General features: G+C 44.0%; 15 protein-coding genes and 1 pseudogene. 10 read left to right on the top strand and 6 right to left on the bottom strand.

Going from position 1 to position 16,563, the window contains the following annotated elements:
- Nucleotides 1-30 precede the first annotated feature (30 nt).
- Nucleotides 31-495, bottom strand: a complete 465-nt coding sequence (locus NL647_RS01465) for a hypothetical protein (RefSeq protein WP_253649511.1) — start codon at nucleotides 493-495, stop codon at nucleotides 31-33.
- A gap of 238 nt (nucleotides 496-733) precedes the next feature.
- Between NL647_RS01465 and NL647_RS01460 the strand changes: the two genes are divergently transcribed.
- Both NL647_RS01460 and NL647_RS01455 read left to right on the top strand, forming a co-directional pair.
- The gene (locus NL647_RS01460; RefSeq protein WP_050933094.1) at nucleotides 734-1,441 is read left to right on the top strand and encodes a lipoate--protein ligase; all 708 of its coding nucleotides are present in this window, start codon (nucleotides 734-736) and stop codon (nucleotides 1,439-1,441) included.
- Between the two features lie 133 nt (nucleotides 1,442-1,574).
- The gene (locus NL647_RS01455) at nucleotides 1,575-2,900 is read left to right on the top strand and encodes an IS4 family transposase (RefSeq protein WP_253649510.1); all 1,326 of its coding nucleotides are present in this window, start codon (nucleotides 1,575-1,577) and stop codon (nucleotides 2,898-2,900) included.
- A gap of 49 nt (nucleotides 2,901-2,949) precedes the next feature.
- Here the strand turns inward: NL647_RS01455 and NL647_RS01450 are convergent.
- The 3 genes and pseudogenes from NL647_RS01450 to NL647_RS01440 all read right to left on the bottom strand — a co-directional run bounded on the left by NL647_RS01450 (nucleotide 2,950) and on the right by NL647_RS01440 (nucleotide 6,647).
- Nucleotides 2,950-3,987: pseudogene (locus NL647_RS01450) on the bottom strand (HlyD family secretion protein).
- A 1-nt stretch (nucleotide 3,988) separates the two neighbouring features.
- Nucleotides 3,989-5,305 (bottom strand): glycosyltransferase, encoded by a 1,317-nt coding sequence (locus NL647_RS01445; protein ID WP_253649509.1) that lies wholly within the window; start codon nucleotides 5,303-5,305, stop codon nucleotides 3,989-3,991.
- On the bottom strand, nucleotides 5,292-6,647 hold the full coding sequence (locus tag NL647_RS01440) for a diguanylate cyclase (protein WP_239924573.1): 1,356 nt from the start codon (nucleotides 6,645-6,647) through the stop codon (nucleotides 5,292-5,294). The genes NL647_RS01445 and NL647_RS01440 overlap by 14 nt, the downstream gene beginning before the upstream one ends.
- Nucleotides 6,648-7,547: 900 nt before the next feature.
- Here NL647_RS01440 and NL647_RS01435 point away from each other — a divergent pair.
- On the top strand, nucleotides 7,548-9,128 hold the full coding sequence (locus tag NL647_RS01435) for a DEAD/DEAH box helicase (RefSeq protein ID WP_253649508.1): 1,581 nt from the start codon (nucleotides 7,548-7,550) through the stop codon (nucleotides 9,126-9,128).
- 65 nt (nucleotides 9,129-9,193) lie between these two features.
- Here the strand turns inward: NL647_RS01435 and NL647_RS01430 are convergent, their stop codons facing one another.
- Nucleotides 9,194-10,063, bottom strand: a complete 870-nt coding sequence (locus tag NL647_RS01430; RefSeq protein ID WP_253650100.1) for a Vmh family MBL fold metallo-hydrolase — start codon at nucleotides 10,061-10,063, stop codon at nucleotides 9,194-9,196.
- Between the two features lie 160 nt (nucleotides 10,064-10,223).
- Here NL647_RS01430 and NL647_RS01425 point away from each other — a divergent pair, with 160 nt between their 5' ends.
- The 4 genes from NL647_RS01425 to NL647_RS01410 all read left to right on the top strand — a co-directional run bounded on the left by NL647_RS01425 (nucleotide 10,224) and on the right by NL647_RS01410 (nucleotide 12,747).
- On the top strand, nucleotides 10,224-11,117 hold the full coding sequence (locus NL647_RS01425) for a LysR family transcriptional regulator (RefSeq protein ID WP_009697182.1): 894 nt from the start codon (nucleotides 10,224-10,226) through the stop codon (nucleotides 11,115-11,117).
- 85 nt (nucleotides 11,118-11,202) lie between these two features.
- Nucleotides 11,203-11,580, top strand: a complete 378-nt coding sequence (locus tag NL647_RS01420; RefSeq protein ID WP_009697183.1) for an MmcQ/YjbR family DNA-binding protein — start codon at nucleotides 11,203-11,205, stop codon at nucleotides 11,578-11,580.
- 8 nt (nucleotides 11,581-11,588) lie between these two features.
- On the top strand, nucleotides 11,589-12,128 hold the full coding sequence (locus tag NL647_RS01415) for a nucleotidyltransferase family protein (protein WP_253649507.1): 540 nt from the start codon (nucleotides 11,589-11,591) through the stop codon (nucleotides 12,126-12,128).
- 313 nt (nucleotides 12,129-12,441) lie between these two features.
- On the top strand, nucleotides 12,442-12,747 hold the full coding sequence (locus tag NL647_RS01410; RefSeq protein ID WP_017188647.1) for an NIPSNAP family protein: 306 nt from the start codon (nucleotides 12,442-12,444) through the stop codon (nucleotides 12,745-12,747).
- 109 nt (nucleotides 12,748-12,856) lie between these two features.
- Here the strand turns inward: NL647_RS01410 and NL647_RS01405 are convergent, their stop codons facing one another.
- Nucleotides 12,857-13,774: a LysR family transcriptional regulator gene (locus NL647_RS01405; RefSeq protein WP_005451321.1), complete on the bottom strand. Its 918-nt coding sequence runs from the start codon at nucleotides 13,772-13,774 to the stop codon at nucleotides 12,857-12,859.
- A 121-nt stretch (nucleotides 13,775-13,895) separates the two neighbouring features.
- On the opposite strand from NL647_RS01405, the gene NL647_RS01400 reads away from it, so the two are divergent.
- The 3 genes from NL647_RS01400 to NL647_RS01390 all read left to right on the top strand — a co-directional run bounded on the left by NL647_RS01400 (nucleotide 13,896) and on the right by NL647_RS01390 (nucleotide 16,561).
- Nucleotides 13,896-14,564, top strand: a complete 669-nt coding sequence (locus NL647_RS01400) for an SDR family oxidoreductase (RefSeq protein ID WP_005451320.1) — start codon at nucleotides 13,896-13,898, stop codon at nucleotides 14,562-14,564.
- 100 nt (nucleotides 14,565-14,664) lie between these two features.
- Nucleotides 14,665-15,852, top strand: a complete 1,188-nt coding sequence (locus tag NL647_RS01395; RefSeq protein ID WP_009697187.1) for an MFS transporter — start codon at nucleotides 14,665-14,667, stop codon at nucleotides 15,850-15,852.
- Nucleotides 15,853-15,931: 79 nt separating this feature from the next.
- Nucleotides 15,932-16,561, top strand: a complete 630-nt coding sequence (locus NL647_RS01390; RefSeq protein WP_009699218.1) for a GrxB family glutaredoxin — start codon at nucleotides 15,932-15,934, stop codon at nucleotides 16,559-16,561.
- Nucleotides 16,562-16,563: the final 2 nt, after the last annotated feature.

Genomic DNA, 16,563 nt, shown 5'->3' with positions numbered 1-16,563 from the left:
AGACAATGACCAACAAATTATTTTTATGCTTTACATAACCGCTCGTTTAGGAGCTTTCTTAGGCTTCTTTAATGCACGCGCATCGCGAATGTTCAGCGTCATCAATGTTAGGTTCGTGAAACCAGCAAGCAACTCAACCAACTGAACAACATAGAAGGTCGTATCAAACTGATTACTTGCGGCTAAATGCTGCAAATAAATCGCCGCCGGAACTAAAATCAAGATGCCGTTCATCGCAACGAAAGGCATACGCTTTTTCTTTGCCGCTAGAGGTCCTTTTTTCACATTCGGAGCCATCTTTGATCCGGTTATGCCGGCTGCTGCCATAAGAGGGACAACTGCCCAAATCGCGTACGAGATATAAGTTTTAACCGCCAAAATTGTGTGATGATCACCAAACAACTCAACCGCGACTGTACTGGTGAAAAAGCTAATGATGAGCAGGTATGCACTAATAGAGGTGATTCGATGAGCAAAGCTGAGTGTCTTTTTCATAGCGATATTCTCTTTTCATGTTGTTGGGACTCACGGTACAAAAAAGATTACATAACAATCATTGCGTACGCAACACTTGCACCCAAAATAAAATCATTAAAATTTAGCTTAATTAAATGGATTTTTATTAAGTTTATGTTTTAGTTAATAATTTAATAGAAAACATAAATAACTAGGCGATTTGCTTTTTGACCAAATTAGAGTAAAACAGAGGAGTAAGCGGCAAGAGGGACTGAATTTGACTTCGAAAAACAAACTGATCCGTTACCAATCTAAAGAAGTAGCTGACGTATTCAGCAAAGAAGACGAGTTAATCAAGCTTGTTCAATCTGGTCAACTTTCTCAAGTATTACTGTTGTGGCAAGTCAAAAGCCCTACGCTAGTGCTTCCAGCAGGTAAGAAGTGGACAATTTCAGAGCAACTAGAACAAGGTCTAGCAGACTCAGGTTGGAGGCTGTTTTCACGTAAAACCGGCGGTGCACCAGTTCCACAGGTTCCGGGGATCATAAACCTCTCTCATATCTACCACTGGCCTGAAGGTCAACCTTACGACATTAAAAAAGCGTATCTCGACTTATGTTCCGTACTCGCCGTGTTTTTTAAACAGTTAGGTGTCAAAGTTGATGTGCACGCTACGCCAAACTCCTATTGTGATGGCGAATACAACTTAAATATTGATGGGAAAAAAGTGGTTGGGACAGCACAACGTGTCTTACTGAAAAAAGGCGGAGGACAAGTAGTGCTCTCTCAAGCCTGTATTCTCATAGATGCTGACGTAGAAAAAATCGTTGAACCAGTAAAGCTATGTAATCGCCTTTGCGGGCATAACGATGATATTCGTGGCGACGTTCATACTCCCCTATTCGACCATATAGAACAAAAACTAAGTGTTGATACGTTGTTTCAAACGCTGACTCAAGCGTTTTTGGATCACGCGAAGCACTGAGTCTATTCGCGATATTCATCAAAAAAGGGAGCATTTGCTCTAATGCCGATCAGTTAAACATTAATCGGCAGATCAATTGAATGATCCTTCCAATGTGTAAAAATCCGATAGACTCTGTTTATCGGATTTTTTTATGCACGTTTCTCAAGCCCTCGATATCATAAATAACTACAAACCGAATGAAGTCGAAACTCTCGCAGACCTCCTACCGATTGAGCTAATCAAAGATGCCTATGAGCTGACAGATACAGTCACTCTTAGAAAGCGAAAACTGACTTTGGAATCGATGGCATGGCTGTTGGTCGGAATGGCTATTTATAACGACAAATCTATGGCTGATATCGTTAATATGCTCGATATTGTCGACCGTTCGGGTAAACCGTTTGTTGCCCCGAGTGCATTAACACAGCGTAGAAAAAATCTCGGTGAATCTGCGGCTAAAGCTCTTTTTAAGTGTACGCAAAGACATTGGTTTGAGCATGCAAGACTACCCAACTGGAACGGACTCACACTGCTTGGTGTTGATGGGGTTTTGTGGCGAACAGAGGATACTGATGATAACGCCGAGGCTTTTGCAAAGCCTACCAATCGTGATGGTAAAGAAACACAGTACCCTCAGCTACGTATGGTGTGCCAGATGGAACTAAGCAGTCATCTAATCACAGGCAGCGCTTTCGACTGTTATACCGTGAATGAAATGACGCTGGCCGAGCAACTAATAGAAACGACTCCCGACAACAGTCTAACCCTTTTCGATAAAGGCTTTTACTCTCTCGGGTTACTTCAAGAGTGGAGCGCTAAAGGTGTAAATCGACATTGGCTCATCCCAATGAAAAAGGGATTAAATTATGAAGTCGTTCAGTCCCTTGGTCGACAAGATAAACTCATTAAACTGAAGAGTAACCCGCAAGCTCGCAAGAAATGGCCAACGCTAGAACGTGAAGTTGTTGTCCGTCTAATCACGAGGGTCAAGAATGGCAAGTCATATGATGTTCTTACCTCAATGACCGACCCGATGCTTTACCCAAAATCAGACATAGTTGGTCTTTATGGATACCGCTGGGAAATTGAGCTCGGATACAGAGAACAAAAACAATATATGCTTGGCAACCGACTTACACTAAGAAGTCGACTTCCAGAATTAGTGAAGCAAGAGCTCTGGGGTATCTTGCTAACGTATAACTTGGTCAGGTATCAAATGGCTCAAATGTGTCATACGTTGAATGGAGATTACCTGCCATACCAACTAAGCTTCAATGGTGCATTAGCCCATATTATGCGCTTGCTAGTCGGTCTTCCATATTCGTCACCAGGAGCAATACCTAGGCAACTCCAGAACTTTTACTCAATAAGCGAGAGTTTAATATTAGAGCCAAGACGGGAAAGATCCTTCCCTAGAGTAGTGAAGAAAAAACCTAGCCGATACCCTAGAAAAAACAATGCCGCTCACCTTAAGTGAACGGCATTAGAGCATTTGCTCCCTTTTATCATTTATTAAACTCATTAAGTTAAAAACGAACTTCCACTTCAACGCCCTCAATCCATCTCGTTTGCTCTACGGGTTCGTCAAAAGATAATGTGACTTTCAGGTACGCTGGTTGACCCTCAAACGGGCTTTGCAGCTCTTGGGGTAGCTTGTTAACCACTTCAACCGGTCTTGAAACTGTCGCAGATAACTTTTTACCGTCAGGAAAGATGACCTTCGCTTTGGTTCCTTTTTGGCTGTAATCCAGATACTTAGGATTTAAAAATGCGGTAATGTCCGGTGTTACGTTCTGAGCTACCGTCAATAATGGTGCATTCTCTGTAACGCGCTAACCTTCATGAACATGAATATCCAAAACTCGACCACTAAACGGTGCTCTAAACGTCAAGCTCTCTTGTTGGGCACGCTTTACGACAAGCTCTTGCATTAACGCTCGATACTGCTGTGCAACCGGCCCCGCCAATGCCAATTGCTCTCTATCACGTTTGGCATTGATGTAAGCTATTTCTTGGTCGCTCAATTGGCTATCAATGGCATTGCTCACGTTAACTACCGCAGCGTAATCCACTTCTGACACCTGACCTTTCTTTCTAAATTGGTCGTACTTTTGCTGAATTTGTTGCACCTTAGCGAGGCTTGTTTTGGTACTGGCTATCGCTTGCTGGTACAACTCATCTGTACTTTGAACCTTGTTATTGGACAACGAAACCAACTCTTTTTGTAAAAACTCGACTTCTTTGTTTAACGCACTATCTGCCAATAGAATTAAAGACTGCCCCTTGCCTACCTCGTCTCCAACATTCGCCGGAATCGGTCCAACAATTGCGGCTTGAGTCGCCGTTATCGTTAATGGATAAGAGGTCACGATACCGGGCGCAGTCACTAGAATCTGCGTCTTAAACAAGTAATAAGCCATAAATAACAGCGGGCTAATGACAATTGCCAAAATCAGATACCAACGAAGTCGATAACCACCACGCTTCGCCTGACCGTAGGCGACTTTCATGCCACTCTCAGATTGTGGCTTGTTCTTTTTATCTAAGTGAAAGTTAACTTTCATACTAAAACTTTTTGCCTCGTTTCAATACCCACCAAGGTGCCATGCTAGATTCTTCGTGACTGCGTCTTACTACCTCATTCACCATCGAAAACGCCGTTATTAGACGCATGAAAAACTGATAAACGGGGTATAGAAATAGCCATTTCGTAAATTTTAAGTCTTCTTTTTTTCTCTCAGACACCAGCCCGATATAAACAATAAATATAATTAAAGAGAGAAATAAATACGTTAAGTACAGCAACAGCATTAACGCCAGAACAGCTTTAAGCGGATACGCTATAAGCATATACACCGTAAAAATAACAACTAACAAAGGTAATAAGACGTTTTGAACCACACCATAAGCGAGAGTAAATAGAAAATTACCCCACCCCAAAAGAGATGGTGATAATCCTTCATTGTGCTTACGCAAAAATAGGAAAAGCAAATCGCCATCCCACCTTAAACGCTGCATAACTAGCCCTTTTAAGGTATCTGGAACATCGGTATGACCAATCGCATGTGTGGCAAAAGCTAATTTATTGTTTGGATAGCGTCGCTTATATTGTTTTAAACGCATGGTTAGATCCAAATCTTCTGCAGTATGCGTATCCCAGCCACCCACTTGTTTGAGTAAGTTTTTTCTAAAAGCCCCAAACGCACCTGAAATATTATTTAATACGCCCCATTTTGCCATCCCAGTTTTGCCTGCTTGCATGGACAACATGTATTCTAAGGACTGCATTTTTGTCAGAATATTGGCGTCATGATTTCTAACCCGTAACGCGCCTCCGCTTGCAATCACATCTTTCGATGTAAATTGTTTCATCATGGTAAACACCATGTCGTTATCAAAGGAGGTATCACCATCGACGTTAATCACAATCTCGCCCTGAGCAACAGATAAACCAGCATTAAGAGTCGACACTCGTCCGCCACGTTGCCACTTTGGAATAACCCGTACTTTGCGATTGCGGACGCCAGCGTGACGCAGTTCTCCGTTCAACGCCGCTTGGTAAGTATCTTGGTTCTGTACCGCACCATCTACGACGGCGAGAATTTCTATGTAACCCGGATACACTTGTTCAACTAAAGTGTCGATGGTGATTCCAATCGCATCCCCTTCGCCATAACAAGTGATGACAAAACTGATCGATGGAAACTGCGTCAACTCAACGTCTTCCTGATCATACGACCATCGAAAAATGCCCGTTAATACCAACAGGTACAAGGGCAGTTCGATAATAATCATGACCGGGAATAGCAGTAGCCACAGCTCTTCATTGTGAAGCAGCATCCCTCGAAGATAATCAAGCAGAACAAGACTATCTTGCAGCATAAATATCACCAACCAGTGTTTCTAACCATACCGCTACGCCATCTTCAATACTTGCTTGAGGAAGTGCCCATGAGAAGACATTGAGCTCAAACTCTTCATCTTCAATTTGGCTTCCCAGTGCCGAGAGTTTGTTCTGCAATACCGATAAGCTAGACGTTTCGGTATTCGGCATGAGCACCAGCAACACATCTTGCTTAAATTGGCAGCAGATATCCGTATCTCTGAATATCTCACTAAGACGCTTAGTCAGTTGATCCATCAAGGAGAAAAGCTTGGCGTCACCGTGCTGCTTTCCGTACTCATCTAAAGATGGAAGGTGTAACCCCAAAAGTAGGTGATGCTCTTTGTGGCGCATAGCGACTTTATTGAGCCACGCGAGTAAGTTCTGGAAGAAACTGTTCTCAACCTTGCCTTTGATTGAGAGCTCAGGAGCTTGAGAGGACTTTCCGTGCTGGAATATGTATTCTCCTGCTTCACCTAAACGGTATTGGTAAAGCTTGCGCACAACGAGATCATCAACCTTCATCTTCTCATCACAACTCAAGCATTGGCTCATCGTTGCTGCTTCAACAAAAAGATTAGAGCACTGATTACAAACGTGATTCTCTAGAGGGCGGTCGTAGTCCACACCAATGTGTCTTAGTTGCGTTAAACACTTTGGGCATTCCAACTTACCGCGGCGTTGAAATGACTGCTGCTCACCAACGTGACCACAAGTAAAGCAGTGGAGCGAACTCTGAGACTCAATGTCGATACTGCTGCATTGAGGGCAAACTTCAACGTAATTCAAGTGACCGCTGTTGCAATGCGTACAGACACGAATACGATCCATCAGTTGTTCACTTTCTATAATATCTCTTGCTTTCTCGGACAACACATAGCGATAGGTTGAGTAAATGTCAGGGTAAAACGCTTCTATCAGCGGATACGTATAAATTGAAGATGATTCAAGGCTTTTCATCGCCGTTAATCTGCGGTTTCTATTTATGCCAAGCCAACCAATCAGCGGATCTAACAACGTCACCTGAGGTACCGATTCAAGGCGGCTTCGCGAGCTTTGCCATGCTTTATAGGACATCGTTAAATCAAAAGTGCCATCAGTAACACATCGAGAATATGGTGTTTCAATCGTGGTGTAGACAGCCCAACTCCATCTCTCTTGCTGTTGGTAAAAAGCTTTAAGTATTCCTTCAAGTTGCTTTGGTTCCGAAGCGTTTACACAAAACATACCTCCCATACCAGCAGGCAGTGCCTCTACGTCATTGATATACTCTACATTTTCAAGTTCGTATTCAGTTGGTTTATCCCCGAGCCAATAGAACTTTTCATTCTCAATTAACATGATTATTACTCACACAAATATTAGAACGACCTACTAATTAAAAATATAGAACCTTTACAGATCTTTTTTGAATAATTTAATCGACAGGAACGCAAAAATGCCTTGAACCCGAACCGCTAAATGACGTGGTCAGGTAAACAGCAGTGAATTTATATAATTTTCAAATCAGGGCGTTACAGAGCGGTACTTTCACGCTGGCACGCCGAAGCAGTCAATTAATTGACAGAAAGAATAACGTTGAACTTATAATAAAGAAATGAGGATATATATTTTAAATTAATACGAAGAAACGAGAACATTAAGGAACCTTTATTAAGCAAGCTGAATATCATTTATCTATGTGGTTTATGATCGCTCTTATTACCACTATATCTATTTATTTTAATAGCCGTTTCGGCGTTCAGCATTTAAGCACAGCAATTGGTCTCATTGTTAAGACGATTATTTCTATTTTTTCATCTTCACTTTACACACATGAAATCAATTAGATTAATTCTTAATTTTCAATTACAAAGCGTCGTTTTATCGTTTGCTATATTTTTGCTTTATAAATAGAAAGATAATTTAATTTGCATAACCAAATATTATAAAATAAAAAAGACACCTTTAAATTAATAAGCAACAATTACATTTAGCAACAGTATTCATATCTATGAAATGTGTTGTTAAGCCGACCTCCTTTATCATCACTACCAAAAATGCCAAAGGTATGAGAGCTCTTCTTCGACGCTCAAATCGCTTGATTAGCTCACTCAATTTCGAAATGAGATCTACCTCAAACATTTATCCATGACGGAAATAGTTGAAGCTAACGCCCAAAAGCCTCAGAATGTCGCACTTTTCGCGTCGCGCATAAAATCGACGCCTTGTTATCAAACTCGACAATTGAGAATCATACATATGGGTTTTACCTCGTTAGGTCTATCTGCTCCAATCCTTAAGGCTATTCAGGAAAAAGGCTACGACACCCCTTCGCCGATTCAGGCTCAAGCAATTCCTGCTGTTTTGGAAGGGAAAGACGTAATGGCAGCAGCACAGACTGGTACAGGTAAAACGGCGGGCTTTACGCTGCCAATTCTTGAACGTCTGTCAAACGGTCCACGCGTACGCGGCAACCACATCCGCGCATTGGTGCTGACACCAACTCGTGAGCTTGCTGCCCAGGTACAAGAAAACGTATTCATGTACAGCCGTCACTTACCTCTAACGAGTGCAGTGGTATTTGGTGGTGTGAAGATCAACCCACAAATGCTTCGCCTGCGTAAAGGTGCAGACGTATTGGTTGCAACACCAGGTCGCCTAATGGACCTACACAACCAAAATGCAGTGAAGTTCGACCAACTAGAAATGCTAGTACTGGACGAAGCAGACCGCATGCTTGACATGGGTTTCATTCGCGACATTCGCAAGATTCTTGAATTGCTACCGAAGCAACGTCAAAACCTATTGTTCTCTGCGACATTCTCAAACGAAATCCGTGAGCTTGCGAAAGGTCTGGTCAACAACCCTGTTGAGATTTCAGTTAACCCAGCAAACTCGACAGCACGCACCGTAGAACAATGCATCTACCCAGCAGACGTGAAGAAGAAAGCACCAATGCTGGTCAAGCTGATCAAAGAAGGCGATTGGAAACAAGTATTGGTATTTACCAAAACCAAGCATGGCGCGAACCGCTTAGCCAAGTTCCTAATCGACCAAAAGATTACAGCAGCTGCAATTCACGGCAATAAGAGCCAAGGCGCACGTACCAAAGCACTGGCTGACTTTAAATCTGGCGAAGTTCGCGTATTAGTCGCAACAGACATCGCTGCGCGCGGTATCGACATTCCTCAGCTTCCTCAAGTGGTTAACTTTGAGCTGCCAAAAGTAGCTGAAGACTACGTTCACCGTATCGGTCGTACCGGTCGTGCTGGTGAAGTGGGTAAAGCGATTTCTTTAGTATGCGCACTTGAAGCATCCGAGTTGTTTGCGATTGAACGTTTAATTCAACAACTGCTGCCTCGTAAAGAACTGGAAGGCTACGCACCAACTAACGTATTGCCAGAGTCGAAGCTTGATACTCGCCCTATCAAGCCAAAGAAACCGAAAAAGCCTAAGAAGCCAAAAGCAGAAGGTGAAAACGGTCAAACAGCTGAGAAGAAAAACAACGGCGGTAACAACAAACCAAAGCGTCGTTTCAACAGCGACAACAAAAATGGCAAGGGCGAAAACAAATCAGGCAAAGGCGGCGCTGGTAAGCCAAAAGGCAACCGTGATGGTCAAGCTCGCACAAACGACAAGCCAAGCGGTAACAAACCGAATACCAAACAGCCTAATACGAACAAATCAGGCGCAAATAAAAATGGTAACGGTGGTAAACCATCAGGAAACCGCAAGCCTAACAGCGGTAAACCTGCGGGTGCAAAACCTTCAAACGGCAAACCGTCAGGCAACAAGCCATCAGGACAACGTCGCAAGCCACGTCCACAAGCAGCAAAATAATAAAAAACAGCCCCTCACAATGAGGGGCTGTTTTTTTGGGCAGTATGGCGAATAGCAAGCTTAGATTAATGCCACTCCATTTCACCACTTAGCACTTTCGCGCCCAGTTCAAGATCACCTTCTGTCGCAGCAAACTGTGGGTACTTAGCCTTCATCGCTGCCGAAATCTCGCTTGATGATGGCTTGCTTGACTTTTCTAACGTCTGCTCAATGTCTGCGATGTAGTTTATAGTGAATTGAACACCTTCCACACCTTTCGGCATATCACCAAGGTAGTGTCCCGGAATCACGGTTTTTGGTTTCAGTGCTTTCATACGCTCCAACGATTGAGACCATTGAGCTCGCTCTTGTTTCAACTGAGTGTCCGCCATCCAAACATGAACACCACTGTAAACCGATACACCACCAAATACAGTTTTCTCCGCAGGCACCCAAAGGTAAGCATCATGAGTATTGATTTCTTTTACTTCAATGCGCTTACCTTCAAGCGTCAGGGTGGTGTCATTGAGCACAGTAGGCACAACAATTTTTGATGGTGCCCCCTCTTCCAAAATAGGTCCCCAGTACGCCAGTTTCGCGTCTTTTGTTCGTTCGATATGTTTAACAACCGCTTCGCTCGCAACCACTTTTACATCAGGGAATGCAGCAACAATAGGCTCTAAGCCAAAATAATAGTCTGGGTCACCGCTGCTGATGTAAATCATCGACAGCTCTTTGCCAGTGTTTTTAATCTGTTCCACCAATTTTTTTCCGTCTTTGACGCTAAATTGTGCGTCAAACAACATCAGCTCTTTTTCACCAGAAACAAGCACAGAGCTTGCAGGAAAGATCGCATTTTTACCGGGGTTGTAGTGGGTAATCGTTAAGTCCGCAGCCGACACATAGTTCGATGCCGCTAGTGCTGTGATCAGTAGAGTAATTGAACGCTTATTCATCATCTTATTCCGTATTAGAGAACCAACTCATGCGGCTCGTTTAGTGTTGAGGTCATCTTATTTGATTGGTTTTAGATGAAATAGACAGCAAATCAACTTTCACTATTGCGAAATCCGGACATATACTGTGACGGCGATTTTCTTAAGGTGAAGCAACAGAATGGACAGACTTGAGGCAATGAACGTCTTTGTCACGATCGTAGAGCGAGGAAGCTTAAGTGCTGCCGCTGAGCATCTCGATCTTTCGCGAACTAAAGTGACACGTTATCTAGGTGAGCTCGAAAAGTGGATGGATACTCGTTTACTCCACCGCACAACTCGAAGCCTCAGCTTAACCAGTGCAGGGAAAGAGACGCTTGAGATTGCACGAGAGCTACTTGCACTTGAAGAGTCCCTAAGCGGAATCCGAAACCAAAATCGAGTGAATCTAAAAGGTCAATTGCGTATTACCGCAAGCTATTCCATTGTGAGTAGCTTCCTCATTGATGCAATCACAAGCTTTGTTGAACAATGGCCTGATGTGGCGATTGATATTGTGTCGACAGATGAAACCGTAAACCTCGTGGAATCACGTATTGATCTTGCCATACGCATCACCAATGAGTTACCTGCTAATGTCGTAGCAAAGCAATTAGGTGAATGCCGCTCGGTGATATGTGCGTCCCCCAAATATATCGAACAAAAAGGCGCACCGTTAAACGCCCAAGATCTAGGACACCACAATTGTCTTTCCTTTAGCTATTTTGGTCGTTCCGAGTGGATATTCTCTGGACCAAACGGTGATGAATCAGTCTCCATCAAAGGCAATATCAGCGCGAATACCCCAGAAGTACTGCTTGCTGCCGCTTTAAATGGTAACGGAATCAGCTTACAGCCTTTCCCAACCGTGAAGGATTTGCTCACTGAGGGTAAGTTGATTCAGCTGTTACCAGAATGGCACCCAAAAACGTTAGGCGTTCATGCCATCTATGGCACACGTAAACAAGTCACACCGTTATTAAGAGCCTTTATCGATCATCTCTCCATTAGCATGTCGGAATCCAAGCGCTGGTGAGCACTTTTCCGCAAACGTCCTAACCTTACTCTCAACCTGTGTTAGTCTAGCGAAATCCGTGACTAAGATAGGTTGAGACGTCATCATGACATACGATGAATTTAATCAATTCTGTGGCTCATTCGCTGCTACTTCTCATGTTGTTCAATGGGGTGATGCGCACGTTTGGAAAGTCGGTGGAAAGGTATTTGCTATTGGTGGCTGGAGTAAAGACAAGCAGCCTGCATTTACGTTTAAGACTTCCCCTTTAAACTTCGATTTTTTAAGTGATTATGAAGGCTATATTCCTGCCCCTTATTTCGCTAACCGAGGTATGAAGTGGATTCAACAAACGGAAACCTCCGGACGCCTAGACGAAGAGCTAAAGTACTATTTATCAGAATCTTATCGATTAGTTGCACTTGGCTTGAGTAAGCGAAAACGCGATGAATTGGGCATTGAGCTGCCACCAGCCAAATCTTAAGGGTGAACATGGAAGATCTTGTTCAATTATTGCTCGCCGATCATGAACGTATGAAAGCAATGGAATGTGCTCGCTCACTGGCTTTACCAGATTGCTACATTGCTGCAGGCTTCGTACGAAATCTAGTTTGGGACCATCTTCATCACAAACCGCAGCCAACCCCACTCAATGACCTTGATATTGTCTACTTCGACCCAAATGAAATAGATGACAAGGCGGCGTTGATTTATGAAGCCCAGTTAACTGCAATGATGCCAGAGTTCAACTGGCAAGTACGTAATCAAGCAAACATGCACCTAAGGAATGGTGATAAGCCATACCAAACTACCTTGGATGCGATGAGTTACTGGCCAGAAAAAGAGACGGCGGTTGCTGCCAGATTGAACGAAAAGAACCAGATAGAGTGCATTTCAGCGTTCGGATTTGAGTCTTTGTTTAGAGGTTACCTGACTTGGAATCCAGAACGACCATTAGTTTTATTTCGACAGCGATTAACTCAGAAAAATTGGCTAACCATTTGGCCAAACCTAAAACTTGTACTCAAGTAACCTCAAGGTTCTCGGATATATATACCCAAGTGACTTCAAGATGCAGGATTCAGAGCGTAGTCATTGATTCGAGGTCAAGGAAAACAACGCAGCGTAATAGCCAGCTCTTTCCAAGTTGTATGACGCAGAAGTCGAGTCAATGACACGCTCCCAAAGGGCGAGTTGTCTTGGTTTGTATACTTTGTTGTCGATTCTTGATTTAGACCCACTAGACCTTTAAATCGCCGCCGCGTCTACAAACCAAGTCATTCTCGCTGAACCTAGCATCTCGAGGTTACTTGGGTATAAACCAAATAAAAAGGACTTTATCTTTATGATCACTTGCTATGTTCGTTATGTCATTGATGCAAAAAAAACCAAAGAGTTTGAAGAGTACGCAAAAATGTGGATTCCGTTAGTAGAGAAATTTGGCGGACAACACAACGGCTACTATCTTCCATCTGAAGGTGCTAACAATATTGCACTGGCATTATTTACATTCCCAAGCCTCGCGGCGTATGAGGAATACCGAGAAAAGTCGCTCAACGATGAAGAGTGCATCCAAGCCTTTAAGTTCGCGGAAGAGACCGACTGTGTATTGAGTTACGAACGCAGCTTCTTCAGACCTGTTTTTAGCTAACTCAGCCACACCGCACTTGATGCCAATATTCTTAAAAGCGCGGTGTTACTAATCTCTAACCTCAGTATGATGCAGCCTTTCCATGCGACACATCGAAACGTTCGCCTCATTAAAATTGAGTGTGAAAACGCTCAATCAAGAAGTCCAAAAACAAGCGAAGTCGCTTGGGTTGATACTGGCGGCTCAGGTAAATCACGTTCAAATCCGCGCCTGCAGAAGAGGTCGATGCGTTGAAGTTCTTCATATAGCCATTTAATACCGTCACTAAACGCTGCTGTTTGATGTCCTCTTGTACATCGAGAATCGATTTCAACGCAATACCCGCGCCATCTAACGCCCACTGACGAATCACTTCGCCATCATCAGAAAAACGCTTCGGTACGACAGTAACAACATTGTGCTGCTCTTCATCTTGAAAGTGCCATGTTTTCAACTCTTCATTGCTGCGAACCATGGCTAAACAATCGTGATGTGCTAAATCTTGTGGCGTGATCGGCGTGCCTTTCTTTGCCAAATACTGAGGAGAAGCACAAAGCACTCGGCGACTGGACGCCAGTTTGCGAGAGATAAGGTTGCTGTCGGCTAGCTCCCCATATCGGATAACGATGTCCAAACCGGACTCAGCTAAGTTGGATAAGTTATCGTTCAAATACAGATAAGGGATCACATCGGGATAGAGCTGACTAAATTCCGACAGTATTGGCGAAATGTATTGCTTTCCAATATCACGAGGAGCCGAGATTTTAAGTGTGCCGCGCACTTCTTTGGTGCCAGTTTGGAGTAAGTTCTCCGTCTCTTTGACGCTGTCGATGATTTCCAAGCATGCCTGATGGTACATAGCGCCAGAGTCCGTCAGTGAGATATGCCTTGTACTGCGATTAAGTAATTTCACCCCATAGCGATCTTCCAGCGACTGCAATCTTGCCGTTACTGTTGCTGGCGATAAGCCGAGCTCTCTGCCAGCCGCCGCCAACCCTTGGTTCTTCACTATGCTGACAAACAGCGTCATATCCGAAAACTTGTCCACATTCCCTCCTTAAACTTCATTATTCATCTGAGCTGAATAATCAATTCAAATATTACTCAATTATCAAATTTATTCCAATCAATATACTGACTCCATCGAAACGAGATTGGAGAAACAAATCATGACAACAGAAAAAACCATTTATGTCGTACTGGGTGGCACATCAGGTATTGGCGCTGAACTTAGCCAACAACTTGCGAGCGACAATGCGGTTGTCCACGTAGCAAGCCGCAAAACAGGGTTAGACATCAGCGATGAACAGTCGGTTTACCACTACTTCGAAACCATTGGTGCTTTTGACCACCTGATCGTCACAGCAGGTTCTTATGCTCCAGCAGGCAAAGTGGTGGATGTAGAAGTTTCCCAAGCAAAATACGCGTTCGATACCAAATTTTGGGGCGCCATCAACGCAGCGAAACATGGAGCACGCTACATCAAGAAAGGCGGATCAATAACGCTAACTTCCGGCATGTTATCGCGCAAAGTTGTTGCTAACACCTACGTAAAAACCGCGATTAACGCTGCCATTGAAGCAACCACAAAAGTACTGGCGAAAGAACTGGCTCCAATCAGAGTGAATGCAGTCAGCCCAGGTTTGACCAAAACTGAGGCGTATCAAGGCATGAACGAAGACGACAGAAATGCCATGTACAAACGCACACAAAATAGCTTACCAGTGGGCAAAGTTGGCGAAGCCAGTGACGTTGCAAAAGCTTACCTACTTCTGATTGAAAACACCTATATGACCGGTGCCGTGATTGATGTCGATGGTGGCGCACTGCTCGGCTAACAACACACGTTTGGATAACAACAAATAAAAACAAGGTGCCAGAGCAAGAAAAAAGCATGGCACCAATGGGTTAAAACTAATTAAAAAAAGAGACTCCCCCATGAATAAAGAAAAAATGCCGCTGCAGGTATGGATCTTAACACTTGCAGCTTTTGCTATCGGTACCGCAGAATTTGTTATTGCAGGAATCCTTCCTCAAGTCGCCAACTCTTTGTCCATCACGGAAGGACAAGCCGGTTACCTAATCAGTGCCTACGCACTTGCCATTGTATTTGGCGGTCCGCTACTTACGATTTACTTAGCACGCTTTAACAAGAAAGCCGTACTGGCTGGGCTAATGGTGCTGTTTATTCTCGGCAACGTGTTGTCCGCTTTCGCGCCGAACTACTTTGTATTGATGGTCAGCCGAGTGATCACAGGTTTAGTTCAAGGTCCTTTCTACGGCATCGGTGCCGTGGTCGCGACCAATTTGGTTTCAGAAAAAATGGCAGGTCGTGCGGTCGGACAAATGTTCGCGGGCTTAACGCTGGCTAACGTTTTAGGTGTGCCTGGCGGTACCTGGATTGGCTTGCAATTCGGCTGGCACACCACTTTCTTGACCGTTGCAGCTTTTGGTTTAGTCGCTCTGTTCTTTATCACTTCAGTGATCAAATCCACAGGTCATGGCGAAGCAAAAGATGTCAAAGCACAATTAGCTGCGTTCAAAAACCCAATGCTACTTATTAGCCTTGCGATCACCGTATTTGCTTGGTCGGGGTTCATGACTCTGTATGGCTACATCGCCCCTATCGCCATGCACATCACAGGCTTTGGTGAAAGTGCCGTAACTTGGATTCTGGTTATTGTTGGTGTCGGTCTGATTGTTGGTAACACCATGGGTGGTCGTTCATCGGATAAAAACCTACAAAAAGCATCTATGTTCTGGGCTATCGCGATGATTGTGTCACTCGTACTGGTCGGAATCACTGTAGACAGCAAAGTGCTGTTCATTGCCACCGCCTTTGTATTTGGTATTGCGTCATTCGCCAACGTACCAGCAATGCAACTTCGAGTAATGAACCACGGTGGTGAAGGTCAGGAATTAGCAGCGACAGCAAACATCTCGGCGTTCAACTTAGCCAATGCCTTTGGCGGTTTCTTAGGCGGCATGGTGCTCGATAGCCAAATGGGCGCAGGCATGATCCCTTACGCAGCCATCATTGTTCCACTGATTGGTTTGCTATTCATCGCCAAGGCAAACCGTAAAGAAAGCAAACAGGCTGAGTTAGCTCCGAGCTTCAACAACTAATGTCATCCCTACAGGTAGCCCTGACTTAACGCTTCTCGAGCAAGCGGGGCTACCCAATACGAATCACCAGGAAAATACTATGAAACTCTACATTTACGAACATTGCCCATTCAGTGCTCGCGTCCGCTACGTTGCTGGCATGCTGAATATCCAACTCGACGTCATCAATATTGCTTATGACGACGATAAAACCACAACAGACCTGATTGGAACCAAGCAAGTGCCACTTCTTATCAAAGACAACGGTGAAGCGATGGCAGAAAGTCTCGATATCATCGCTTACTTCCTTGAACTGGCAACATCAAGTGAAACAAGCCAACCGTCGCAAGCGGTGTTGGATTGGCAAAAAATCGCGTTCCTTCCATTACAAAAAGTGGGTTACCCACGTTGGTCAAACATGGATTTACCAGAGTTTGCCACTCAGTCTGCACAACAAGCTTGGCGCGCAAAAAAGGAAACGGATGCACTCAATTTTGATGCACTTTTGCAAGACACACCAAACATTGCCAAAGAGGTCGAAGCGCTCATTGAACGTGCGAAAAGCGTGTTGAATCTCGACTCTTATCAGCATGTGACTTTGGTAGACGAAGCGATCCTATTTTCTATTTTGCGCGGATTCTTCAGCGCCGCAGAAATCCAATGGGACAACGCTGTGAAAGATTGGATGGAATCTGTAAGCAACAAAACCCAAGTACCACTACTTAAGTAAGG

Origin of the sequence: Vibrio sp. Y29_XK_CS5 (assembly GCF_024181835.1) — a bacterium.
GTDB lineage: Bacteria > Pseudomonadota > Gammaproteobacteria > Enterobacterales > Vibrionaceae > Vibrio > Vibrio harveyi.
The sequence above is the reverse complement of the archived record's forward strand: the minus strand, read 5'-3'. Positions and strand labels throughout refer to the sequence as shown.